At 64.2% G+C, this 23968-nt stretch carries 24 protein-coding genes and 1 pseudogene; 12 read left to right on the top strand and 13 right to left on the bottom strand.

Annotation, left to right across the window (positions count from 1 at the left end):
- Positions 1–17: 17 nt before the first annotated feature.
- Complete coding sequence (gene ligA, locus ACYQ0L_RS11270; protein ID WP_459789302.1) at positions 18–2219, bottom strand: NAD-dependent DNA ligase LigA; 2202 nt, start codon at positions 2217–2219, stop codon at positions 18–20.
- Between the two features lie 101 nt (positions 2220–2320).
- On the opposite strand from ligA, the gene ACYQ0L_RS11265 reads away from it, so the two are divergent.
- Positions 2321–3331 carry an acyl-CoA thioester hydrolase/BAAT C-terminal domain-containing protein gene (locus tag ACYQ0L_RS11265; RefSeq protein ID WP_459789301.1) on the top strand — a complete coding sequence of 337 codons (1011 nt, stop codon included), beginning with the start codon at positions 2321–2323 and terminating at the stop codon, positions 3329–3331.
- Here the strand turns inward: ACYQ0L_RS11265 and recN are convergent.
- Together recN and ACYQ0L_RS11255 are read right to left on the bottom strand one after the other, a co-directional pair.
- The gene (gene recN, locus ACYQ0L_RS11260; protein ID WP_459789300.1) at positions 3328–4992 is read right to left on the bottom strand and encodes a DNA repair protein RecN; all 1665 of its coding nucleotides are present in this window, start codon (positions 4990–4992) and stop codon (positions 3328–3330) included. The genes ACYQ0L_RS11265 and recN overlap by 4 nt on opposite strands.
- Before the next feature lie 103 nt (positions 4993–5095).
- Positions 5096–5902 carry an outer membrane protein assembly factor BamD gene (locus ACYQ0L_RS11255; RefSeq protein ID WP_459789299.1) on the bottom strand — a complete coding sequence of 269 codons (807 nt, stop codon included), beginning with the start codon at positions 5900–5902 and terminating at the stop codon, positions 5096–5098.
- Between the two features lie 189 nt (positions 5903–6091).
- Between ACYQ0L_RS11255 and ACYQ0L_RS11250 the strand changes: the two genes are divergently transcribed.
- Positions 6092–6340, top strand: a complete 249-nt coding sequence (locus ACYQ0L_RS11250) for a DUF6289 family protein (protein ID WP_459789297.1) — start codon at positions 6092–6094, stop codon at positions 6338–6340.
- 97 nt (positions 6341–6437) lie between these two features.
- On the opposite strand, the gene proB is transcribed toward ACYQ0L_RS11250, so the two are convergent.
- Positions 6438–7610: a glutamate 5-kinase gene (proB, locus tag ACYQ0L_RS11245; RefSeq protein WP_459789296.1), complete on the bottom strand. Its 1173-nt coding sequence runs from the start codon at positions 7608–7610 to the stop codon at positions 6438–6440.
- An 86-nt stretch (positions 7611–7696) separates the two neighbouring features.
- Here proB and ACYQ0L_RS11240 point away from each other — a divergent pair, with 86 nt between their 5' ends.
- Both ACYQ0L_RS11240 and ACYQ0L_RS11235 read left to right on the top strand, forming a co-directional pair.
- A complete protein-coding gene (locus tag ACYQ0L_RS11240) occupies positions 7697–8590 on the top strand; it encodes a pyrroline-5-carboxylate reductase family protein (RefSeq protein WP_459789295.1) in 894 nt (297 codons plus the stop codon).
- 79 nt (positions 8591–8669) lie between these two features.
- Positions 8670–9935 (top strand): glutamate-5-semialdehyde dehydrogenase, encoded by a 1266-nt coding sequence (locus ACYQ0L_RS11235; RefSeq protein WP_459789294.1) that lies wholly within the window; start codon positions 8670–8672, stop codon positions 9933–9935.
- Between the two features lie 117 nt (positions 9936–10052).
- Here ACYQ0L_RS11235 and ACYQ0L_RS11230 read toward each other — a convergent pair whose 3' ends face one another.
- Positions 10053–10310 carry a hypothetical protein gene (locus ACYQ0L_RS11230; RefSeq protein WP_459789293.1) on the bottom strand — a complete coding sequence of 86 codons (258 nt, stop codon included), beginning with the start codon at positions 10308–10310 and terminating at the stop codon, positions 10053–10055.
- On the opposite strand from ACYQ0L_RS11230, the gene ACYQ0L_RS11225 reads away from it, so the two are divergent.
- From ACYQ0L_RS11225 to ACYQ0L_RS11195, 7 genes are all read left to right on the top strand, one after another.
- The gene (locus tag ACYQ0L_RS11225) at positions 10309–10842 is read left to right on the top strand and encodes a hypothetical protein (RefSeq protein WP_459789292.1); all 534 of its coding nucleotides are present in this window, start codon (positions 10309–10311) and stop codon (positions 10840–10842) included. The two genes, ACYQ0L_RS11230 and ACYQ0L_RS11225, sit on opposite strands and share 2 nt — an antisense overlap.
- Before the next feature lie 577 nt (positions 10843–11419).
- Complete coding sequence (locus tag ACYQ0L_RS11220; RefSeq protein ID WP_459789291.1) at positions 11420–11650, top strand: hypothetical protein; 231 nt, start codon at positions 11420–11422, stop codon at positions 11648–11650.
- A 4-nt stretch (positions 11651–11654) separates the two neighbouring features.
- Positions 11655–11876, top strand: a complete 222-nt coding sequence (locus tag ACYQ0L_RS11215) for a hypothetical protein (protein ID WP_459789289.1) — start codon at positions 11655–11657, stop codon at positions 11874–11876.
- A complete protein-coding gene (locus ACYQ0L_RS11210) occupies positions 11873–12055 on the top strand; it encodes a hypothetical protein (protein WP_459789288.1) in 183 nt (60 codons plus the stop codon). The genes ACYQ0L_RS11215 and ACYQ0L_RS11210 overlap by 4 nt, the downstream gene beginning before the upstream one ends.
- A 2-nt stretch (positions 12056–12057) precedes the next feature.
- Complete coding sequence (locus ACYQ0L_RS11205; RefSeq protein ID WP_459789286.1) at positions 12058–12246, top strand: helix-turn-helix domain-containing protein; 189 nt, start codon at positions 12058–12060, stop codon at positions 12244–12246.
- Positions 12227–12418 carry a hypothetical protein gene (locus ACYQ0L_RS11200; protein ID WP_459789284.1) on the top strand — a complete coding sequence of 64 codons (192 nt, stop codon included), beginning with the start codon at positions 12227–12229 and terminating at the stop codon, positions 12416–12418. The genes ACYQ0L_RS11205 and ACYQ0L_RS11200 overlap by 20 nt, the downstream gene beginning before the upstream one ends.
- Before the next feature lie 7 nt (positions 12419–12425).
- Complete coding sequence (locus ACYQ0L_RS11195; RefSeq protein ID WP_459789283.1) at positions 12426–13439, top strand: CHAT domain-containing protein; 1014 nt, start codon at positions 12426–12428, stop codon at positions 13437–13439.
- A gap of 33 nt (positions 13440–13472) precedes the next feature.
- Here the strand turns inward: ACYQ0L_RS11195 and ACYQ0L_RS11190 are convergent.
- The 4 genes and pseudogenes from ACYQ0L_RS11190 to ACYQ0L_RS11175 all read right to left on the bottom strand — a co-directional run.
- Positions 13473–13663, bottom strand: a pseudogene (locus ACYQ0L_RS11190) (hypothetical protein); the annotation flags it as partial.
- A gap of 3 nt (positions 13664–13666) precedes the next feature.
- Positions 13667–13972 (bottom strand): DUF6481 family protein, encoded by a 306-nt coding sequence (locus tag ACYQ0L_RS11185; protein ID WP_459789282.1) that lies wholly within the window; start codon positions 13970–13972, stop codon positions 13667–13669.
- Positions 13973–14062: 90 nt separating this feature from the next.
- A complete protein-coding gene (gene lepA, locus ACYQ0L_RS11180) occupies positions 14063–15898 on the bottom strand; it encodes a translation elongation factor 4 (protein ID WP_459789281.1) in 1836 nt (611 codons plus the stop codon).
- An 84-nt stretch (positions 15899–15982) separates the two neighbouring features.
- The gene (locus ACYQ0L_RS11175; RefSeq protein ID WP_459789279.1) at positions 15983–18418 is read right to left on the bottom strand and encodes an EAL domain-containing protein; all 2436 of its coding nucleotides are present in this window, start codon (positions 18416–18418) and stop codon (positions 15983–15985) included.
- Positions 18419–18917: 499 nt separating this feature from the next.
- On the opposite strand from ACYQ0L_RS11175, the gene ACYQ0L_RS11170 reads away from it, so the two are divergent.
- A complete protein-coding gene (locus ACYQ0L_RS11170) occupies positions 18918–19835 on the top strand; it encodes an alpha/beta fold hydrolase (protein ID WP_459789278.1) in 918 nt (305 codons plus the stop codon).
- A 213-nt stretch (positions 19836–20048) separates the two neighbouring features.
- On the opposite strand, the gene dnaN is transcribed toward ACYQ0L_RS11170, so the two are convergent.
- The 4 genes from dnaN to ACYQ0L_RS11150 form a co-directional block, all read right to left on the bottom strand.
- On the bottom strand, positions 20049–21176 hold the full coding sequence (gene dnaN / locus ACYQ0L_RS11165) for a DNA polymerase III subunit beta (protein ID WP_459789277.1): 1128 nt from the start codon (positions 21174–21176) through the stop codon (positions 20049–20051).
- 228 nt (positions 21177–21404) lie between these two features.
- Entirely contained in the window at positions 21405–22157 is a 753-nt protein-coding gene (gene fabG / locus ACYQ0L_RS11160) for a 3-oxoacyl-[acyl-carrier-protein] reductase (RefSeq protein WP_459789275.1), read from the bottom strand.
- Positions 22157–23095, bottom strand: a complete 939-nt coding sequence (gene fabD, locus ACYQ0L_RS11155; protein WP_459789274.1) for an ACP S-malonyltransferase — start codon at positions 23093–23095, stop codon at positions 22157–22159. The genes fabG and fabD overlap by 1 nt, the downstream gene beginning before the upstream one ends.
- A 25-nt stretch (positions 23096–23120) precedes the next feature.
- Positions 23121–23951 carry an LD-carboxypeptidase gene (locus ACYQ0L_RS11150; protein ID WP_459789272.1) on the bottom strand — a complete coding sequence of 277 codons (831 nt, stop codon included), beginning with the start codon at positions 23949–23951 and terminating at the stop codon, positions 23121–23123.
- Between the last annotated feature and the right edge of the window lie 17 nt (positions 23952–23968).

The following is a 23968-nucleotide window of genomic DNA, read 5'->3' as shown; positions in this document are numbered from 1 at the left end:
ATGGCCTGCGCCGGATACTATCCCGCGTCGGCGACGATTTGCGCCCAGCCCGCCTCGTCGATCACCTCGATCCCGAGCTCCTCGGCCTTCTTCAGCTTGCTGCCCGCGCCCGGCCCGGCGACCAGCAGGTCGGTCTTGGCCGACACGCTGCCCGCGGCCTTTGCGCCGAGCCGTTCGGCCTGCGCCTTGGCCTCGTCGCGGCTCATGGTTTCCAGCTTGCCGGTGAACACCACAGTCTTGCCCGCCACCGGGCTTTCGACCGTCTCGACCTCGTAGACCGGCGGGTCCACCTCGCCCTCACCCGGCTTCGCGCCAATCAGCTCGTCCCATACCCGGCGGTTGTGCTCCTCATGGAAGAAGTCCGCGAGCGCGTGGCCCACCGCCGTGCCGATGCCATCCGTGCGCACCTCGTAGATGCGCCGCACCGCTTCGAGCATCCGCGTGTTGAAGGGGCTGACCTTCTCGTCCTCGCCGCGCGGGTTTTCGGTGCGGTATTGGTGGAATTCGGCGGCCTTGCCCGGCAGTTTCCGGATATCGCCGAGGCCCTTCATCAGGTCGCGCGCGGTCACGCTGCCGACATGCCGGATGCCGAGGCCGAAGAGCAGCCGCGCGGCATCGGGGGCGCGCTTGGCCTCGATCGCTGCCAACAGGTTATCCACCGACTTGTCCTGCCAGCCTTCCAGCGCGAGGATATCCTCGCGGCGCTTGCGCAGGCGGAAGATGTCGACCGGGCTCTCGAGCCAGCCGAGGGCATGGAACTGCGCGATCGTCTTCTCGCCCAGCCCCTCGATGTCGAGCGCACCGCGGCTGACGAAATGCTCCAGCCGCTCGGTCGCCTGCGCGGGGCAGATCAGCCCGCCGGTGCAGCGCACGTCGACCTCGCCCTCCTCGGCCACCGCCTCGCTGCCGCATTCGGGGCAGTGATCGGGGAAGTGGTAGGCCGCGCGCTCGGCATCGGGCGTCAGGTTCTCGACCACCTGCGGGATGACGTCGCCGGCGCGCTGCACGACCACGCGGTCGCCCGGCCGCACGCCAAGCCGCGCGATCTCGTCGCGGTTGTGGAGCGTGACGTTGGTGACGGTCACCCCGCCCACCAGCACCGGCGCGAGGCGGCCCACCGGGGTCAGCTTGCCCGTGCGCCCGACCTGGATATCGATCGCCTCCAGCGTCGTCTCCGCGCGTTCGGCGGGGAACTTGTGCGCCAGCGCCCAGCGCGGTGCTTTCGCGACGAAGCCGAGCCGCTCCTGCCAGTCGAGCCGGTCGACCTTGTAGACCACGCCGTCGATCTCGTAGGGCAGGTCGGGCCGCTGGGAGGCGATCGTCTCGTAATGCGCGAGCAGCGCGTCGAGCCCTTCGACACGCGTGAACAGCTTCGAGACCGGCAGGCCGAAGCCCTCGATCGCGCGGATGACCTCCTGCTGCGTCTTGCCTGGAACATCGCTCGCCGCGCCCCAGCCATGCGCCCAGAAGCGCAAGGGGCGGCTGGCGGTGACCTTTGCGTCCTTCTGCCGCAGCGAGCCCGCGGCGGCATTGCGCGGATTGGCGAACTGGCGGACTTTCGCAGGGTCGAAATCCTCGCCCTTCGCTTCGGCCGCAGCGCGCGCTTCGTCCATCAGCCGCGTGTTGAGGTCGGCGAAGGCGGCGCGCTCCATGTAGACCTCGCCGCGGATCTCGAACAGGTCGGGCGCATCGCCTTCCAGCCGCGCTGGGATGTCCGCGATATGCGCGACATTGGCGGTCACATCCTCGCCCACCTGCCCGTCCCCGCGCGTCGCCGCGCGGACCAGCTCGCCCTTCTCGTAGCGCAGCGAGCAGGACAGGCCGTCGATCTTGTCCTCCGCCGTGAAGGCGATCGGCGTATCGGCATCGAGATCGAGGAAGCGCCGCACGCGCGCGATCCATTCGCCGACCTCCTCGCCATTGAACGCATTGTCGAGGCTCATCATCCGCACTTCGTGCGTCACCTTGGACAGCGGCGATGCGGCAACCTCGTGCCCGACGCCCTGCGAGGGCGAATCGACGCGGACCAGCTGCGGGAAAGCCGCCTCCAACGCGGCGTTCCGGCGGACCAGCGCGTCGTATTCCTGATCGGTGATCTCGGGCGCGTCCTCGGCGTGATACAGCCGGTTATGCTTCGCGATCGTGCGCGCGAGCCGCATCAGCTCGTTCGCGGCGGCGGCTTCGGAGAGGGTTTCGGCAAGGTCGGCGGCATCATCCATGGCGAAATCCGATAGGCCACCGATACGCTCCGACCAAAGCGATTTTCGCGCAGGCCGCCCGGACGTATGATCGGGGTCCGGGTCCGCAGGAGAAATCTGTCATGCGCTTGGGAAAGAAGATCGGTTGTGGTTGCGGCGGGCTCGTCCTGCTGCTCGTGCTGGCGGCGATCGCCATCTGGACCTGGAAACCGTGGGCCAGCATGGTCCCGCTCGAGATGGTCGAGCCCGAAGCCGCGCGGGGCCAGCGCGTCGATACGGGCGACGTGCTCGGCAATTATTATCCCGCGAAGGGCGTGGAGAATGGCCCCGGCATCCTCCTCATCGGCGGCAGCGAAGGCGGCCTCGGTAGCGACATGACACGGCTGGCGCTGGCTCTGCAGGCGGACGGGTTCTCGGTCCTCCAACAGAGCTACTGGCGCGCACCGGACCAGCCCGAACGGCTCGAAGGCGTTCCGCTGGAGACGTTCCAGCGCGGCCTCGCGTGGCTGCGGGCGCGACCCGAGGTCGATCCGGCACGCACCGCCATGATGGGCTGGTCGCGCGGGAGCGAGGCGACCCAGCTGATCGCGATTCGCGATCCGAGGCTGAAGGCGATCGTCCTCGGCATGCCGGGCAATGCCGTCTGGCCGGGCTTTACCTGGGAGGAACCGTGGAAGCAGTTGGGTTCGCCGTGGACGTGGCGCGGCGAGGACCTGCCTTATCTCGACACCAGCGGCGTGCAGATGTTCGGCGCAGACCGCGAACAGGTCGCGCAAGACCTGCTGGCGCTGCAGGACGCTCAGCCCGACGCGGTGATCGCGGTCGAAGAGATCGGCGCGCCCATCCTGATGATCTGCGGCGAAGCGGACAATGTCTGGGCCTCGTGCCCGATGGCCCGCAAGATTGAGAAGCGCGCGGGCACCAACGGCAAGGAGGACGTGACGCTGCTCGCCTACGCCGGTGCCGGGCACTACGGCTACGGCGCACCGGTGAGCGAGGACGATCCCGACTATGCGAACCTGTCACGCCTCGGCGGATCGAAGGACGGCACCGCGCAGGCGCTGCGCGAGGGCTATCGTGAGATCGTGGCGTTCCTGAAGGACGAGCTCGGGGGCGAAGGCGAGGAGCCCTAGGCCCCTTCCAGCAGCCGGTCGGCCTGGGCGCGGGCTTCGGGGGTGATCTCCGCGCCCGAGAGCATGCGTGCGATTTCCTCCTGCCGGCCCGCGTCGTCGAGCAGCACGACCGAGGTCTTCGTCACCGCGCCCGAGCTTGCCTTGGCGATCTGGTAATGGACCCGGCCACGCGCCGCGACCTGCGGACTGTGCGTGACGACCAGCACCTGGCCGTCGCTGGCGAGCCGCGCCAGCCGCTCGCCGATGGCGGAGGCGACCGCCCCGCCCACGCCGCGGTCGATCTCGTCGAAGATCATCGTCGCCGCGCCGCCCTGCTCCGCCAGCGCCACCTTCAGCGCAAGGATGAAGCGCGAGAGTTCGCCGCCGCTGGCGATCTTGTTGAGCGGGGCGAAGTCCGCGCCCGGATTGGTCGCGATCTTGAACTCGACCGCATCCATGCCCGACGGGCCCCATTTCTCCTGCGGCAGCGGCTCCACATCGCTGCGGAACCGCGCAGAATCGAGCTTGAGCGGCGCCAGCTCCGCCGCAACCGCCTTGTCGAGCGTTTTCGCGGCCGCCTTGCGCGCCTTGCGCAGCTGCGTCGCCGCGCCCTCGTAAGCGTCGTAGGCCTCACGCTCGGCAATGCTCAGCGCGTCGAGCTGCGCCTCACCGCCCTCGATCGCATCGAGCTTGGTGCGCAACTCGCGCATCCTGTCGGGCAGTTCGTCCACCTCGCAGCGGTGCTTGCGAGCGAGCGCGCGCAGGTCGAACAGGCGCGTCTCGGCGGCATCCAGCGCCGCGGGATCGTGAACCAGCGCCTCGGCCGCTTGCTCCAGCTTTTCCTCTGCCTCGGTCCCTTCGAGAATCGCACGGTCGAGCGCCGCGAGCGCTTCGGCGAGCAGCTTGTGTTCGCCCGCGATCCGGTCGAGCCGGCGCGCGGCGGTGCGCAGCTCGCTCAGCGGCGAATCCGATCCGTCCCAGATGTGGCGCAGTTCCTCGAGATCGCCCGACAGGCGCTCCCCCTTCTGCATCGAGGCACGCGCCTCGGCCAGCCGCGCCTCCTCGCCCGCCTGCGGCGCAATCTCCGTCAATTCGGCCAGATGGGCGAGCAGCAGATCCTGTTCCGCGCTCGCCGCATCGATCGCCTCGCGCGCCTCTTCCAGCGCCTGCGCCGCGCGCTGCCATTCGCGCCAGGTGCGCGCGACCCTGGCGGTGTCGGCACCGGCGAAACGGTCGAGCAGCTGGCGATGACCGCGCGGATTCACGAGCCCGCGATCATCGTGCTGGCCGTGCAGTTCGACCAGAATCGGTGCGAGCGCGCGCAGCAGCGCGACGCTGGCCGACTGGTCGTTGACGAAGGCCTTCGACCCGCCATCGGCCTTTACCTGCCGGCGGATGATCAGCGGCTCGCCCGGTTCGATCTCGATACCGGCGTCGTCCAGCGCTTCGCCGAGCGCGGGCGGAAATTCGGCGAATTCGAAACTGGCGGTCACGCTCGCCTGCTGGGCGCCGCTGCGGACCAGCGATGTCTCGGCCCGGTTGCCGAGCACGAGGCCGAGCGAATCGAGCAGGATCGACTTGCCCGCGCCCGTCTCGCCCGTGAGCACGCCGAGTCCGCGCCCGAAATCGAGGTCGAGCGCTTCGATCAGCACGACATTGCGGACGGCGAGTTGAGTCAGCATTCCTGGGACAGGTTAGCGCGCGTGCAACGCAAAGTCAGCGCCGCAGCAGGCCGAAAGCCCGTCGTTCATGTGTATAAGCGCCGTTCGCCGCCGCCGCAGCACCTCAGCCGGCGGTCGCGACCTGCACGTCGGGCGCGTGGTCTTCGATCAGCTCGTACGCCTTTTCGTACCACTCGTTGCCCGGATAGTTCGCGCCGAGCACGGCGGCGTACTTCTTCGCCTCGGTCGGGATGCCGAGCGCAAGGCTGGTTTCCGTCAAGCGATAGAGCGCTTCGGGGGCGTGGCTGGTGGTCTGGTAGGTCTCGATCACGTTCTGGAACCGGATCTGCGCGGCAGTCCAACGGCCCGACCGTTCGTAGAAACGGCCGATTTCCATTTCCTTGCCCGCGAGGTGATCGTTCACGAGGTCGATCTTGAGCCTTGCGTCGGATGCATATTCGGACTGCGGGAAGCGCCGCTCCACCTCGCGCAGCGCGGTCAGCGCCTGCTCGGTCGTGCGCTGGTCGCGCGTCACGTCGCTGATCTGCTCGTAATAACTGAGCGCGATCAGATAGTAGGCGTAAGGCGCGTCCTTGTTGCCCGGGTGGATCGACAGGAAGCGCTGCGCGCTCTGGATCGACTTGTTGTAATCGCGCGCGACGTAATAGCTGAATGCGCTCATCAGCTGCGCGCGGCGGGCCCAGGGCGAATAGGGATGCTGGCGCTCCACCTCGTCGAACAGCGCGGCGGCCAGCGACGTCTGCCCGCGATCGAGGCGGTCCTTGGCGCTGGCATAAAGCGTTTCGACATCGCGCGCGACATAGGCTGTGTCTGCCGGCCCCGACCCGCTTCCGCCGGCACAAGCGGTGGTGAGCGTGGCGAGGCTGCCGAGGACGGCTGCGGCGGCGATGTTTTTGCGGAAAGCTCTCATGGCGGCGCGATATAGCGCCGGGCGCCCTGAACGCCAAGTGAAAGGGGGACGCCTTTGAGGCACCTCAGGCGCGGTGCCTCCGACCACCCATGGTTAAGGAGGTTACACCTCTAACTTTCTGCAATCGGAAAGTATTCAAGTAGCAATGCTGCTTTCGACCATTGGGGTCGCCTTATGAGGAGCCTAGGAATGACCAGAAAAAGCATTGTTTCCGCCTTTATGTGCGCGGCCATGTTCGCAACGGCCCCGGTCGCGGCGCAATGGGTTGGCCCGGGCGGGCCCTACCCGGGTGCGCCGAATGCGGAAATTACCAAATATTATTCGGACTCTTCCTATCGCGAGCAGGTTGGCGAGCTCGTCGTGTGGTGCGACGGAAGTTTCCATATGGACGGCATGATAACGGCCTACGACCAGGTCGAAACCTTCCCCTGCCCATAATTGCGAGTGAAAGGCCCGGTCGCTCCAGCTTCCGGGCCTTCAGATTACCGATTCACGTAACCGCCCGGCTGAAGCGCAAGGGCAACCCGCGCCCTTGTCAGCTCGCCGGGCGCTCTCCGTGGCCCGACATTTCGCTGCCCTCGGGCGCGTCCCACAGCAGGTGGCGTCCTTCGAGGCTGACGAGATTCTTGGACCGGATCACTTCGCCCTTGGTCTTGTAGCCCAGCAGCTGTTCCGCATCGAGATGCGGGTTCACCGCAAGGACGCGCAGTTCCTCCGATGTGAAGTCGGAAAGGCCGCGCGCACGCTCCTGCCCCTGCTGATCGTAGATATGCAGCACGTCGCCGCGGCTGAAATCGCCGTCGATCGAGAGGATGTCCTCGCGCCTGATCGCGCGGCTGCCCTCGGCGAGCTCGTCCGCCAGTTCGTCCGAAATGCCGAGGCTGCCCGCCATCTGCAGGCGGTTGGCGATCCAGCGTTCCCAGCCCGAGGTCGGCGTATCGTGCGCGATGAACTTGGTCGCGCGCCGCTCCCCGTCCAGCACCGAGGTGAGCGGATTGTCGTGCTCGCCATGCGCGATGTAAGTGGTGACGCCCGCTTCCTGCGCGATATTCGCAGCCATCAGCTTGGTCGTCATGCCGCCGGTGCCCAGCGTGCTCTTGCCCTTGGTCGCCTCCATGAAGGGGGCGACATCGGTGACTTCGGGGATGAACTCGGCGCCTTCCTCGTCCGGGTGGCGATCGTACAGGCCTTCCACCTCGGTCAGGATGATGAAGTCTTCGGCGTCGACCATCTGCGCGACCTTGGCGGCCAGGCGGTCGTTATCGCCTACGCGGATTTCCTCGGTGGTGATCGAATCGTTCTCGTTCACGATCGGCATCACGCCCGCCTCGATCAGGCGGAAGACGGTGTTGCGCGTGTTGAGGAAGCGGCGGTGATCCTCGAAATCGCCGAGCGTCAGCAGGACCTGCGCGATCTCGAAATCGAATTCGTGCCCGATCTGCTTGTAGGCATTGGTCAGGATCGGCATCCCGCAGGCGGCGGCGGCCTGCTTGTCGCTGACCCCGGCGGTTTCCGGTTTCTCACCCACGATCTTCAGCCCCAGCGCGACCGCGCCCGAGCTGCACAGGATAACGTTGGTGCCCCGCTCGCGCAGCTTGGCGACATCTTCCAGCAGACGCTGGATGAACCCGAAGCGGGGCGTTAGGCGTTCACTGTTCGCAACCAGGGTGGAGCCGATCTTGACGACAACGGTATGCGATTGCGGCATGTTCTATCCATCTTGGCGGCCAAAAGAGTGGCGCGGACATAGGCAAGGGTGCTGCATCGCACAACCCACTGGAAAAAATTGCGTAGGTGTGTTATAAAAGAATAACACAATTCAAAAGGCGGTGCCGGCGCGTCGTGAACACCGATGCGCCAACCGCCGCGGACAACGAACGGAGAGATATTATCTTTCAAGACATACTTCTTATCGGCTGCGGCAAGATGGGCGGAGCCCTCCTCGAATACTGGAAGCGCGGAGACGAAAGCTTCACGATCGTCGATCCGTTTCTGGAAGATGCGCCCGAGGGTGTTGCCCTGGTAAAGGACAGGAGCGCGCTGGGAGACAAGCGCTTCGACGTGATCATCGTGGCGATCAAGCCGCAGATGATCGACGACATCCTGCCCGACTACGCGCCGGTGCTGTCCGATAATGGCTATGTGATCTCGATGGCCGCAGGCGCGGGCATCGCGCGGATTTCCAAGGTGATGGCCACGGGCGACGAGCCTGCCCCCGTCATCCGCATCATGCCCAACCTGCCCGCATTCGTCGGCAAGGCGACCAACGGCCTCGTCGCAGGGCCCGGCGTCACCGACGACCAGCGCAAGCATGCGCACGCGATGATGGAGCGGACCGGGACCGTGGTCGAAGTCGACGACGAGGACCAGCTCGACCGGGTGACCGCCGTCGCAGGATCGGGCCCGGGCTACGTCTTCGAACTCGCCCGCGCCTATGTCGCGGCGGCCGAGGGTATCGGCTTCTCGCACGAACAGGCCCGCGCGCTGGTGCTCGGCACGCTTGAAGGGACGATCGCGATGGCGATCGATCAGGACGGACAGACGCTCGAGGAACTGCGCAATTCGGTCACCAGCAAGGGCGGCACCACCGCGGCCGGGCTCGACGCGCTGAACGGCGACGGCGCGGTCTCGCGCAAGTTCGAGGAAACGCTGGCCGCGGCCTACAACCGCGCCGTTGAGCTGAGGTAGCGACCGTTCGGAACCCGGGGCACGCCTTGCCCGTCTATCAAGCAGAGCTTCAAAAATAACAGATCCGAAGAGGACCACCATGAACGACCAGACACTCGATCCGGCGATCCACATCCACGAACTCGGCAGCAATGCGCGCGCCGCGGCCAAGGGCCTGCTGACCGCGTCGACCGATGCCAAGAACACCGCCCTCACCGCCGCCGCCAAGGCGCTGCGCGACAACCAGAGCGAACTGCTCGACGCCAATGCCAAGGACGTCGAGAGCGTCGCGGGCAAGAAGCCTGAAAGCTTCGTCGACCGGCTGAAGCTGACGCCCGACCGGATCGAAGGCATGGCAGCCGCGCTCGAACAGATCGCCGAGCTGCCCGACCCCGTGGGCCGCAAGCTTGCCGAGATCGACCGGCCCAATGGCCTCAAGATCGAACGTGTCGCCGTGCCCATCGGCGTGATCGGCATGATCTACGAATCGCGCCCCAACGTGGGTGCGGACGCATCGGCTCTGTGCCTCAAGAGCGGCAACGCGGTGATCCTGCGCGGCGGTAGCGAGAGCCGCAACTCGACCCGGGTCATTGTCCGCTGCATGCAGGAAGGCCTCAAGGCAGCCGGCCTGCCCGAACATGCCGTGCAGACCGTCGGCACGACCGACCGCGCCGCGGTGGCCGAGCTGCTCAAGGCGGACCAGTTCGTCGACCTCGTGATCCCGCGCGGCGGGCGTGGCCTTGTCGAGCTGGTACGCGACCAGGCCTCCGTGCCCACGCTGCTCCACCTCGACGGCAACTGCCACACCTACGTCCATTCCAAGGCCGATCTCGACAAGGCGGCCGAGATCATCCGCAACGCCAAGCTGCGCCGCACTGGCGTATGCGGCGCGACCGAGAGCATCGTGGTCGACAAGGCGGTGGCCGAACAGGCCATCCCCAAGATCGCCGCGATCTTCGGCGACGACTGCGAGCTGCGCGGCGACGAGACCGCCGTCTCCATCGCGCCGAGCATCAAGCCCGCGACGGACGAAGACTGGGGCACCGAATATCTCGACCCCATCGCATCCGTGAAGGTGGTCGACGGCCTCGACGAGGCGATCGACTGGGTGGACACCTATTCGAGCCACCACACCGACGCGATCATCACCGAGGATGACGACGCTGCGCGCAAGTTCATGACCAGCATCGACTCCGCGATCCTGATGCACAACGCCTCCACCCAGTTCGCCGACGGCGGCGAGTTCGGCATGGGCGCGGAGATCGGCATCGCGACGGGCAAGATGCACGCGCGCGGCCCGGTCGGCCTCGAACAGCTGACCAGCTTCAAGTACCTCGTCCACGGACAGGGCCAGACGCGTCCGTAGCTTGTCTGGCCTCAAACGCCGGCGGGGCCATCCGGCCCCTTAGGCTTTCCTCGCAGGAGCTCGGGCGGGCGGTCGCCCTTGCCTCCCTGCGGTCGGATTGGCGCATTTAACGCTGTCCTACAGCACAAGGGCCGGGGCATATGCCTCGGCCCTTTTCGCATGAGGAGACCCCGCATGACCCGCAAGGCCGACAACCGCGAACAGCGCCTGCCCGTCCGGCAGGTGGTCGAACAGGGCGGCGAGCTGCCCGACTTCGTCCCCGTCCCCCGGCCAGTGCGAGCGCCACGACGGGTGGACGGTCGAGCGCCAGCGCCGCTTCATCGAAGCGCTCGCCGATACGGGCAGCGTCCACGCCGCGTGCAAGGCGGTCAACATGAGCCAGGCCGGCGCCTACCACCTGCGCCGCCAGCGGGGCGCGGAGAGCTTTCGCAAGGCTTGGGCTGCGGCGATCGACCTCGGCGTGCAGCGGATCGAGGATGTCGCGATGGACCGCGCGCTCAACGGCGTCGACGTGCCCGTGTACTCCTACGGCAAGCTGGTCGGCACGCGGACCGCCTATAACGACCGCCTGCTGATGTTCATGCTCCGCAACCGCGCGCCCGAGCGGTTTACGGAGGGGCGCGCAAAAGGCCTCAACGCGGTCGGCCAGATGGAGCTGAAGCGGCTCAAGAAACAATGGCGCGAAGAATACGAGCGCGAGCGTGCGCAGGGCGGCGAGCAGCGCGTGTACGATGAGCTCGACGCGAAGCTGAACGCCGCGCGCGACAAGTGGCTAAACGCCCTAAGCCCCCGCGCCCGCGCGGCCTACGACGCGTTCCGGGAAATCGAGGCCGAGGACAAGGCCGCAGGCTACCGCTGGTGGGACGACCCTGAGCATCCGGGGTTTGTTGAGAGCGAAGGCGACTAGCGCCGGAGGCTGCGCAGCAGCCGACAAGCTAGGAGCCGGTGCGCGGGACGCGCATCGCGAACACCGGCCGGCGGGTCCGCGAAGCGGAACCCGTTCGACGTCACGCGACGCATGAAGCGTTTGCGCCAGCAAACGCGGAACGTCGCGGGATAAGCTCAAAATTGCGCCAGTTCGACTACAATTCCCATTGTGGATATTTCAATCCCCGGACTTACCCAAATCGCCACAACTGAATAGCAAGGTTAATAAATCGTAATGGGGTCCCAATGTCGAAAGACGAAGTTTACTTGCGAGCTATCCTAGCGACCGTCGCGCGCCAGACATTCAGTTTGGACGAAATTTTGTCTCATGTCGCTCCTCGATCTGGCAGCCTCAAGCAAATAGAAGCTTACAATCTCTGTGACGGCACTCGCTCTGTGACCCAGATTGCCGCTGACACTGGGCTAGACAAGAGCAACCTTCGAAAGTCGATCAACCGATGGACTGACGCAGGTATCGTGATCCGTATTGAAGAGGGACAGGAAATACGGCCAGTCCACGTTTATCCGATCCCCGACGCAGAGGCTAAGAAAGCTAAGTGACCGACAACGTTCTTGAGGAGATCAACGCGAAGTTGGACACGCTTATCCGTATACAAGCGCTCGTCGCCGTACGGGATATGGATATACAGAAGGACAGGATCATCTATCTGAGCGGTGCAGATATTCGCCCGAATGATATTGCTACGATTCTCGGAACGACATCCAATACCGTCAACGTCGCAATTGCCAAACACAAGAAAGCGACTGCACAAAAGACCAAGGATTAGTAAGGTGTCCGAAGATAAGAAGCACGACGAAATTATGGATGTTCTACGGACGCTCTTGAAAGTTCAAGCACTTTACGCCGTACGAGACCTCCCCAACAAGAAGGAGAAAATTCTATTCCTTAATGAGGGAGGCCTAAGTCACTCAGAAGTAGCACTCATTGTCGATAGTTCACCCGCTGCAATCCGTCAGGTGGTGTATGAAGCAAAAAAGAAAGCTGAAAAATGAGCAAATCAGCCGAAGACCTCCTTTCGGAGATGCGCGACGTAAAGCGCCTTCTTATCCTTCAACTTCTTGAAAGCGGAACACCGCAAAGTCGGATCGCCTCGATGCTGGATATTAGCCCCGCGACGATGAGCAGAATGCTCCCAAAAGGGCTCGCAAAGAGCATCAAAGGGGGGGAGTAGACATGACCCAACTCGACGAGGATATTTTGAAAGAACTTCAGATGCTTCGGAAGCTCAAAATGATGGAGCTAACCGAGGCCGGCTTTCCGCAATCCAAGATGGCCGATGCGCTCGGCGTAAGTACCCGCACAATCAGACGGCTCATGGCTAATCCGAAGCAAGGGAAAGACAATGGACAGCAAGAAGCTTGAGCAGCTTGCGGACGATGTGGAGGCGATTAAGAAATTCATGGTTATCGACCTCATTTCCCGAGGTTTCTCGCAGGAAGAAGTTGGCAAATTGCTAGGTGCTGATCAAAGCGCTGTGAGCAAGATGTTTCCCGGCGGAATCTTAAAGAAGGCTAAGGGCCTCAAGAAGGCGTGAACTATCTATGACGATTTCCGTTTCTGACACTGGCTCTAATACTGAAGAAAACATCGAACGGGCAGTCAGAGCATTAGGCCGGTCAAAGCCTCGGTTGACGGTCTTTGAGGCCGTATATTTCCACAAAAAACGCATTAAGACCGTCCAAGAGATCGCTGACAAGACAGGTCTAGACCGAAAGACCGTGCTCACTCATGGAAAGTATTTGGTTGAAAGTGGGCTAGCGGAACAAACGAAGGCCGAAGATGATACAGCGTACCGGACACTTTCATTTTACCAGCATCACAAACAGCGCATCCTCAGATTAGTTGCAGACCCGAAGAAGCTCGAGAAGATGGCGACGACGCGTCGCCCCGAACTCAGCACGCCAACTTCCTTTGTACGAACAACGAAAGCGCGGAGAAGTTCACCAAAGGCACCAAAAAAGATGCTACGGGTAGCTTACCTTGTTACCAATCCAGAACCGGCTTCAACGCTGAACACACTTCAGGAAGCAAAGCAGGTCAAAAAGGCAATCGAGGCGTCATCCTTCGCGAGCAAGATCGAGCTCATGCCATTTCTCGCGCCAAGTTTCGACGACCTGATCGATGCACTTAACAAGTTCAAGCCCCACTTGGTTCATTTTTCGGGTCATGGTGGTGACGAAACTCTTCTTTTCGATAATGAGAATATCGGAGAAACCGGTGGGACTGTTCTAGATTTTGATACCGTCGCTGACCTTCTCGATGCTGTCGATTTTAAGCCCAAAGGCCTGATCCTGATGGCTTGTGACACCGTCGAGGGTGCAGATAAGTTCCTAGAAACCACCGACTTTGTAATCGCAATGGCTGACTCGATCGACGACGATGCAGCCTCGGAATTTTCGGTAAGGTTCTACAAATCCATCAGTTCTGGGGTAGAGCTCGAGACCGCTGTCAAACAGGGAAAGTTGAGTATCAAGTCTAAGGGTTATACAGATTCCGATCTTCCCACTCTAATTAGCAGAAATTCGGGCGTCCGGACTAGGCCCCTTGTAAGCTGACCAGAAGGTTTTCAACCTTCGCAAAAGTTCTCTTCACTCTTCCCCCATCCGCAGCGCAGCGATAAACGCCTCCTGCGGAATGCTCACATTCCTCCCCGCCTTCGCGGGGACAGGCCGCCCTACCGGCGCTCGCGCATCCGGGCCTTGCCCTTCTTCTGCTTGTCGAGCAGCTTCTTCTTGCGGCTGATGTCGCCGCCGCCGTCCCTCGCCGAGAGCTGACCGCGCCCCTACCCCTTCTTCCGCTTCTTGCGGGCAGCATACTTGGCGTCGCGCGCCTCTTTCAGCTCGGCCTCGGTGGGCTCGGGCACGTTGGCGGCGGCTTCCTTTTCCGCCTTGGCCTCGGCAATGGCGGCCTTGCGGGCAGCGCTCTTTTCGGCGGCGGCGGCGGCGCGCTCTTCCTGCTTCGCCTTGCGACGGGCGACCTCTTCGGGGTCCATCGGCTTCTTCGCGGCCAGCTTCTTCAGCGCCTTTTCACGGTGCGCTTGCGCCTGGTCGGCGCGTTCCTGGAACGTGGGTACTTTAAAACCTGCCATAGCGGGTGTTGTTATCCTTCATCGGGCCGGCGCGCACGCCGGCAGGGGTGAGTATCGGGTAAGGGAGCGAGGGGGCAAGCAGGCGGGTGCCTACTCCTCCCCCATCCGCAGCGCGGCAATAAACGCCTCCTGCGGGATGCTCACATTCCCGTACTCGCGCATCCGGGCCTTGCCCTTCTTCTGCTTCTCCAGCAGCTTCTTCTTGCGGCTGATGTCGCCGCCGTAGCATTTGGCGGTCACGTCCTTGCGCAGCGCGGCGATGGTCTCGCGGGCGATCACCTTGCCGCCGATCGCGGCCTGGATCGGGATCTTGAACAGGTGGCGCGGGATCAGGTCTTTCAGGCGTTCGCACATGCCGCGGCCGCGCTCTTCGGCGACGCCGCGGTGGACGATCAGCGACAGGGCGTCGACCGGCTCGTTGTTGACGAGGATGTTCATCTTCACGAGGTCGCCTTCGCGCAGGCCGATCTGCTCGTAATCGAAGGAGGCATAGCCGCGGCTGATGCTCTTCAGCCGGTCGTAGAAGTCGAACACCACCTCGTTCAGCGGCAGCTCGTAGGTCACCTGTGCGCGGCCGCCCACGTAGGTCAGGTCGGTCTGGATGCCGCGCCGGTCCTGACACAGCTTGAGGATGCTGCCGAGATATTCGTCGGGGGTGTAGATCACCGCCTTGATCCACGGTTCCTCGATCACCTCGATCCGGTTGGGGTCGGGATAGTCGGCCGGGTTGTGCAGCTCGATCACCTTGGCATCCTCGGTCTTCGATTTGCCGAGGTGGATGCGGTAGACGACCGATGGCGCGGTGGTGATCAGGTCGAGGTCGTATTCGCGGCTGAGCCGTTCCTGGATGATCTCGAGGTGCAGCAGGCCGAGGAACCCGCAGCGGAAGCCGAAGCCCAGCGCGGCGGAGCTTTCGGTCTCGAAGGTGAAGCTGGCATCGTTGAGGCGCAGGCGCGCGATGCTCTCGCGCAGCTTGTCGAAATCGGCGGCGTCGACGGGGAACAGCCCGCAGAACACCACCGGCTGCGGCTCGCGATAGCCGGGCAGTGCCTTGGTCGCGCCGTTCTTGACCGTGGTGATGGTGTCGCCGACGCGGGCCTGCTCCACCTCCTTGATCTGCGCGGTGATGAAGCCGATCTCGCCCGGCCCGATCTCGGCCAGGTCGATGCGCTTGGGGGTGAAGGCGCCGACGCGGTCGATCAGGTGCTGCGTGCCGCCCTGCATGAACTTGACGTTGAGACCCTTTTTCAGGACGCCGTCGATCACGCGCACGAGGATGACGACGCCGAGATAGGGGTCGTACCAAGAGTCGACGAGGCTGGCCTTGAGCGGCGCGTCGCGGTCGCCCTGCGGCGGGGGGATGCGGGCAACGATCGCCTCGAGCACGTCCTCCACACCGATGCCGGATTTGGCGCTGGTGAGCACCGCGCCGCCGTTCTGCCAGGTACCGGTGGCCTGGATGCCGACGATCTCCTCGACCTCCTCGGCGACCCGCTCGGGCTCGGCCGCGGGCAGGTCTATCTTGTTGATAACGGGCAGGATTTCGTGGTCATGCTCGATCGACTGGTAGACATTGGCGAGCGTCTGCGCCTCCACCCCCTGCGCCGCGTCGACCACCAGCAGCGCCCCCTCGCACGCGGCGAGGCTGCGGCTGACCTCGTAGGCGAAGTCGACATGGCCGGGCGTGTCCATCAAGTTGAGCTGGTAGGTCTCGCCATCGGAAGCGGTATAGTTGAGGCGCACGGTCTGCGCCTTGATGGTGATGCCCCGCTCGCGCTCGATATCCATGTTGTCGAGCAGCTGCTCGCTCATCTCCCGCTCGGTCAGCCCGCCGGTGAGCTGGATCAGCCGGTCGGCGAGCGTGCTCTTCCCGTGGTCGATGTGGGCGATGATGCTGAAATTGCGGATCTTGGAAAGGTCAGTCATTATCGCGCCGCAATAGACTCGGGGCGGGCGTCTGTCAGCATGTTTGACGGCCTGCACGATTTGCCCTGTGCAGGACCGCCACGTTCAGGCGCTGCGGCGCTCGCTTGGGCTCTCGGCCCGCTTGTTGCGGTCGATATTGGGCACCTGCCCTTCGAGAAAGCCGCGCTGGTCGTGGCGCAGTGCCTCGTCGAACTGCACCCCGATGCGGTTTTCTATGCACCAGCGCACTTCGCTATCGACGGCCAGCCGCTCGCTGAGCGCAATGCGGAAGCGCGTGCCGATCGGCACATTCCACAGGCCCTCGATCATTGCCCCCTTCGGCGAGATATTGCGCACCGTTCCGTTGTAGAAATCCTCGCCGTGCTGCAGCACTACGCGGCGCAGCATGGCCTTGCGCGGCTCGCGCGAGAGGCGCGGACCGGTGGCATCGACCGACAGCCCCCGGGACAGAAGCTCGTCGGCCTCCTCGGTCGAAAGCGGCTTGGAGTAGATGTAGCCCTGGATATGGCTGCACCCGTGCATCCGGACCAGTTCCAGTTCGTCCAGCGTTTCGACACCCTCTGCCGTGGTGTCCATGCCCAGCGCACTCGCGAGGCTGCTGATCGCGGCGATGATCGCCCCGTTGCGGCTGCCCGGCGCGGTGGCCCCCCGCACGAAACCCTGGTCGATCTTGATCTTGTCGAACGGCGCATTCTTGAGATAGCCGAGCGAGGAATAGCCGGTGCCGAAATCGTCGAGCGCCAGCCGCACCCCCACCTTTTTGAGCGCGGCGAAGGTCGCATCGGTGCCCTCGTCGTCGTTGAGGAACACGCTTTCGGTAATCTCCAGCTCCAGCCGCGACGGCTCGATGCCCGCCCGGGCGATCGTTCGCGCGACCATCGCGGGCAGGCCGGGGTCGGCGAACTGCAAGGGCGAAACGTTGACGGCGCAGCGCACTTTTTCCGGCCAGCGCGCAAGATCGGTACACGCCTGCTGGATCGCCCATTCGCCGATCGCCGCGATCAGACCGGCGTCTTCGGCCACCGGGATGAACTTTTCCGGGCTGATCCAGCCCTGTTTGGGATGTTTCCAGCGAAGCAGCGCCTCGAAGCCCGAAATCTCCTCGGTCGCGGTATCGACCACAGGCTGATAGTGCAGCTGAAGACTACCGTTGTCGATCGCAACGCGGAGCTCCTCCTCCAGCTGGTTTCGTTCGCGCGCGGCCACGTGAAGGTCGTCCGAAAACAGCCGGAAGCGCCCCCGCCCCGCATCTTTTGCCGCATAGAGCGCAAGATCTGCGCTGCGGATCACCCGTTCGCTCGTCCCGCCATGATCGGGAGCGAGTGCGATCCCCACCGAAACCCCGATGACGAGCCGCTTGCCGTCGATCGAGTAGGGCTGCGAAAGGCTGTGAATAATGTCACGCCCGAGGCTTTCGATCGTCACCGCCTCGCACCTGTAGGGAACGACGACCTGGAATTCGTCGCCGCCGATCCGGCCGACCGTGCCGAGCGATCCGACGACCTTTTCGAGACGTCGCCCCACTTGGGCGAGCAACGCATCGCCCGTCGGGTGACCGAAGGTATCGTTCACATGCTTGAACCGGTCGAGATCGAGCATCAGAATGGTGCACTGGCGTTTGCGTGCGTCGGGATGCGTGAGCAGCTTGGACAGCATCTGCGAAAGCGAGTGGCGGTTGGCGAGACCCGTCAGCGAATCGAACAGCGCAAGGCGCGAGGCACGCTCGGCGCTGCGCCGACGCTCGGTCAGATCGGTGCCCGAGCCGCGGAACCCGCAATAATTTCCGGACTTGTCGAATATCGGCCGCCCGTTGACCGCCCACCAGACGGAGCCTTCGCCATCGCGATCTTCCCCTTTCACGGGCAATTCATGAAATGGCGATTGCGCGGTGAAGTGAAACTTGATCGTGCGCTCGGCTTCGCAGTCTTCGGGATCGACCTCGAACACGTTCGTGAAGATCTTGCCCATCAGCTCGTCGTGATCGAAGCCGTAGCGGCGGGCGAACTCTTCCGAAATGTAGGCGATGCGGCCATTGGCGTCGGTCTCCCAGAACCATCCCTGGCCGGTCGCCTCGTAATCTTGCATGATGTCGATGGAGCGGTTGCGCAGCCGCTCCTGCGCCTCGTCCTCCGCCGCGTCTCTGCGGTTGAAATAGCCTTGGTAGTAAGCGATCGCAACAAGCGCGAGGCTGCCCGCCGCGAAAGCGATGCCAACCATGATGTCGCCCGATACGACGCCTCCGAACGCCAACGGGGCCCACAGGCCGAGCTTGACGAACAGCATGTGGAACGGGCGACCTCCGAGGAAAACCGTCGCCATGCTGCCGATCACGAGGAGCGAGGCCACAGCGAGAACCGGCGGAAGTCCGCCATGGCCCATCCAGTTGGCGAACCCGAAACCGACCAGCAGGTGCGGAGCGAGGCCGAAAACGCTCAGGACCGAGACCCGGCGCACCGATCCGCGCTGCTTCACCATCCGCGAGAGCGAGAAAAGCAGACCGGCACCGAGGAACGCGCTCAACGCAGGGAGCGTCGGAAGGCTCTGATTGATCGCAGCACAACCCCCGGCCGTCAGCAAAAGCACGACCGCAAGCATCGGCCATTGTGCGGGGAGGGTCCGCGTATGGTACTCGGAAATCTGCGACTCGGAATGTCCAGCGCCGGCCGGAGCCGCACGCACGGGGGGCGCGGTTGGGGCACGGGACGTGCGTCCTCGCTTTCTTTCGGGCTCTCCCGCTGCTGCGGATTGCCTCACCCGTATTGACTGCTCGCGTGCGCTCATGCGGATACCCATGCCATGCAGACAATGGAAAAGGATGAAGCGACGTGCCTACTTTTGCCTTAACGCGCGCCTCCGGACGGTCCGATCCTGCTGCTATTGCTTGTGCTCGCGACCAGCAATCGCCATCATCGCGCAATGACCGGTATGGATGTCACTGCGGAGCGGGATCGTCGTACGTGTACCGCGCGCCACGACACGGCGCCCTTGCCAGAATACACCGCTTTTCAAGGACTTCGGCATGATCTGGCGCGGTGACTTCGACCTTTCCATGCCGGGCTGGGGGCTGTTCGGCGCGGCCGCCGGAAATGGCCGGCGGAAGCCGGTGCAAAGCGGCGAACCTGGCGCCCCGTTGAGCGCGGAGATCTCGTTCGAAAAGGTTGACGGCTTCGAACTGCGGGTGGCGCGCTGGCGACTCGATCAGGCGTCCGAACACCCGCCACTGCTGTTCTTCAACGGGATCGGCGCGAACATCGAAGCGGTCGCCCCGCTGGCCGAAGCTCTCACGGAGCGCGGCTTCATCATGTTCGACATGCCGGGCACGGGCGAGTCGCCCGATCCCCTGCTGCCCTACAATCCCGTCACCATGAGCTGGACGGCACGCGCGCTGCTCGAGCGGTTCGGGCTCGACCGGGTCGATGTGATGGGAATGAGCTGGGGCGGCGCGATGGCGCAGCAATTTGCACTACAGCACTGCGCCCAGGTGCGCCGGGTCGTGCTGGCGGCGACGTCCCCCGGCATGATGATGATTCCGGGTGATCCGCAAATGCTGGCGCAGATGGCCGATCCCTACTCGGCCATCAACGAGATGCTGCTGCGCGAATACCTGACCGCGATGGACAATGCGGACGAGCGCAAGCTGGCCCGCAATTCCATCGGCAATATCTCGCCCCCCAGCACGACTGGTTACCTCTACCAGCTGATGGCGTTGGCAGGCTGGACGTCGCTTCCTGCCCTGCCCTTCCTCGACAAGCCGGTGCTGGTGATGATGGGAGAAAACGACCCGATCGTGCCGCTGTCCAACGGGCGGCTGCTGGCGAACACCCTTCCCGATGCGCGTCTGGAGGTGTTCGAGGATGCCGGCCACCTGTTCCTGATGACCCATCCGAAAAAGGCGATTCGCGTGCTGCGGGACTTTCTGGACGCACCCGAAACCTGACCCGCGATAGCCGAGCGGCCTGGCGGCCGTTTCGTGCAGTCGATTCGCAACCCATCTCGTCAACGCGACCGTCGGCGGCGATCCGTCGCGACAGAAGGCTATCCGGCGGGCGGGACGAGGAGAAGAGGTGCAGAACCACCGAGGCAGAGCTTCCGCCACCCCGATGGCACTCCTTCGGCTCCCCCAAGTACCCGAGAGTCGTCCGGTTGGGCGTTACACCCGCATCGGCATGAGGACGTAGAGCGCGGGGCTGTTCTCGTCGCGCCGGATCAGCGTGGGCGAGCCCGCATCCGCCAGATGCAGTTCGACGATGTCAGAATCGATCTGGTTCAGGATGTCCTTGAGGTAGTTGGCGTTGAAGCCGATCTCGAACCCGTCCGACTTGTATTCCGCCGCGATCTCTTCGGCCGCAGTGCCGTTGTCGGGGCTGGTCACCGACAGCGTCACCTTGTCCGCATCGAGGCCCATCTTCACCGCGCGGGTCTTCTCCGTGGCGATGGTCGCCACGCGATCGACGCCGTCGTAGAAGCTCTTGGGATCGAGCTTCAGCAGCTTGTCGTTGCCCGTCGGGATCACGCGGCTGTAATCGGGGAAGGTGCCATCGATCAGCTTGCTGGTCAGCACAACGCCGCCCTCGCCACCCAGCGCGAAGCGGATCTTGCTCGCCGAAAGATCGATCTGGACGTTCGAATCGAGCGCCTCTTCCAGCAGCTTGCGCAATTCGGCCACGGCCTTTCGCGGCACGATGACGTCGGGCATACCCGCCGCGCCTTCCGGCCGGTCGATCGTGTAGCGCGCCAGCCGGTGGCCGTCGGTCGCCGCAGCTTTCAGCACCGGACGCGCCTCGTCGGAGACGTGCAGGAAGATACCGTTGAGGTAGTAGCGGGTTTCTTCGGTGCTGATCGCGAAGCGGGTGCGGTCGATCAGTTCGGCCAGCTCGCGCGCGGGCAGTTCGAAACTGGTCGGCAGCTCGCCCTCAACGATCACGGGGAAGTCGTCGCGTGGCAGGGTGGGCAGCTGGAAGCGGCTGCGCCCCGCCTTCACCGTCATCCGGTTGTCCGCCGTCTCGAGGCTCACCTGGCTGCCATCGGGCAGCTTTCGGGCGATGTCGAACAGCAGGTGCGCCGAAACGGTGATCGCCCCGCCGCTTTCCACGCTGGCTGCGGTCATGGTTTCGACGACCTGCAGATCGAGGTCGGTCGCCATGACCTTCACCCCGCCGCCCTCATCGGCATCGATAAGGACGTTGCTCAGGATCGGGATGGTGTTGCGGCGCTCCACCACCGACTGCACGTGTGACAGGCAGCGGAGCAGCGTTGCGCGTTCGATGGTGGCCTTCATCGGTCCTTCTCTCGTCTCATAAGCGCTGATGGGTGGGCGCGACTCCCCCTCGAGTCTGCCCGGGCGCGAGAAATCTTATCCGGTTTCCTTATCGCGCCTGCACTTAGGGGCAAGCGACAAGCGCGAGTCTGCCGGAAAGGCTGGGGATAAGGCGTTGAATGCGCTTAGGCCAGCGGTAGCTGCCTTTGAAGCACGTTTGTCACACCCTTGCGCCCGTTATGTCAGCCGTCAGCTCAGCATCGCCATGCCGCCGTTGACGTGCAGCGTCTGCCCGGTGACGTAGGCGGCTTCGTCGCTGGCGAGGTAGGCGACTGCGGCGCCGATCTCGTCGCCCTCGCCCATCCGGCCCGCCGGAATGCGGCCGTTGATCGCGGCTTTCTGCTTGTCGTCCAGCGCATCGGTCATCGCGGTGCGGATGAACCCGGGGGCGACGCAGTTGACGGTGATGCCCCGGCTGGCGAGTTCCTGCGCAAGGCTTTTCGACATGCCGGTGAGGCCTGCCTTCGCCGCGGTGTAGTTCATCTGCCCCGGATTGCCGGTCGCGCCGACAACGCTGGTGATCGAGACGATACGCCCCGAACGCGCCTTCATCATCGGGCGGGCAGCAGCGCGCATCAGGCGGAAGGCAGCTTCGAGGTTGATGCGGATCACCTGATCCCACTCTTCGTCCTTCATTCGCATGGCGAGATTGTCACGCGTGATGCCGGCGTTGTTGACGAGGATATCGAGCTTGCCGAGCGTGTCGATGGTTGCGGGCACCAGTTCCTCGACACTCTGCGGGTTCGACAGGTCGCAGGTAATCTCGACATGGTCGCCGCCGACCTCGTCCTGCAACTGCTCGCGAAAGGCGCGCAGCTTGTCGCCGTTCGAGCCCGACAGCGCGAGCCGTGCGCCCTGCGACGCCAGCGCCTTCGCGATCGACGATCCGATCCCGCCACTCGCGCCGGTCACCAGCGCGGTCTTTCCTTCGAGTGAGAACATCAGACGAGCTCCTTCGCCAGTGCTTCGAGGTCTTCCATCGTGATGCAGCTGGAAACCTTGGCTTCCTTGTCGGTGCGGCTGACCATCGGGCCAAGCACCTTGCCGCCCAGCTCCACGAAATGCTCGACACCATCGGCGCGCATCGCGAGCACGCTTTCGCGCCAGCGCACGCGGCCGGTGATCTGCTCGACCAGCAGCTCCTGCTCTGCGGCCGAGTCGGCGACTTTCGCAGCAGTGACATTGGCGTAGAGCGGCAGATCCATTGCCGAGGGGCCGTTGTCCTTCAGCGCGATGCTCATCCGCTGTGCGGCAGGCTTCATAAGCGAACAGTGGAAAGGCGCGGACACCTGGATGCGCACGGCGCGCTTCACGCCGAAATCCTTCGCCATTTCGAGCACGCGAGCGATCGCTTCGGCATGGCCGGAGAGGACGACCTGCGAGGGATCATTGTCGTTCGCGATCTCGCACACCTGGCCCTGCGCCGCTTCGTCCGCCAGCTTTTGCGCGGTCTCGATGTCCGAGCCGAGCAGCGCGGCCATCCCGCCGACGCCGATGGGCACCGCGTCCTGCATCGAAATGCCGCGCAGGCGCAACAGCTTGGCGGTCTCACCCAGCGAGAAGGCGTTGACCGCACACAGCGCGGTATATTCGCCGAGCGAGTGGCCCGCGACGCAGCTGCCGGCGTCCTTCAGCTTCATGCCGAAGTCCTTTTCCAGCACGCGCAGCGTGGCGATGGCATTGGCCATGATCGCGGGCTGCGCGTTGGAAGTGAGCGTGAGTTCCGCATCCGGTCCGTCGCGCATCATCGCGGACAGCTTCTGGTTCAGCGCGTCGTCGACTTCCTGAAAAGTCTCGCGCGCGGCGGCGCTGGCGTCGGCGAGGTCGGCACCCATACCAACCTTCTGGCTCCCCTGCCCGGGGAAAATAAAAGCTCTCATCTAAATCTCCTTATGGCCCGGGGGCCTAGGAACCGCGCGCCGGACTGGCAAGGCCGAAGGGGACGATCCGGTTGTCCGCCGTATGGCCGATCTCCGCCCGCCCTAGATAGGGAATGCCCGCGCGCGCGCACCAGAACTGCGCGATTTCCTCTGCGCTCATGCCGAATTCGCGGTCGTTCTCGGGCACGTTGGTGACCGCGCCCAGCCTCAGCCCCGCGACCCGCGGCAGGGTGTTGGACAGGCTGAAGAACAGCCGGTCGACCGCATAGAGATGCTCGCTCACCTCCTCGACCATCACCACGTGGCCCGAAAGATCGGGCAGCATTGGCGTGTCGACCATCATCGCCAGCGTGATGAGGTTGAACGCCACCGTAGGCGTCTTGCCGTCGAGGCTCGGCTCCAGCCCGCTGCCATCGCCCGAGAACCAGCGCAGCACGCGGCGCACGGCCTCGCGCCCACGCTCGCTGCGCGCGCTGACGGGCATGGAACCGTGGACCGGCTGGCCGATCCCTGCGCGGTAGAGCGCGGCAAGCATGTAGCCCATGTCCGAAAAGCCGACATAGGTCTTCTGCCGCGCGGCATCGTTCATCTGCGCGACCGCCGCCTGCGCGATCCGGTTGGAGCCGTAACCGCCTTTGGCGAACCAAACCGCGTCATACTGAGGATCGTTGGCGCATTCGAGCAGCGCGGTCAGACGCTGCAGGTCGGTCCCGGCGAAATGCCCCCAGCTCTCGAAGCATTGCGGGTGCACATAAACGCTGTGCTCGGGAAATTCCTCGGCGACCAGCTGCTCGATCGCCTCGGCATGGGCGGGCGTGATCGCGGTGGCGGGCGCGCAAATGGCGATGCGTGTCATGGGCGCACCCTACCCCG

This window comes from Alteriqipengyuania triglochinis (genome assembly GCF_054655655.1).
The sequence above is the reverse complement of the archived record's forward strand: the minus strand, read 5'-3'. Positions and strand labels throughout refer to the sequence as shown.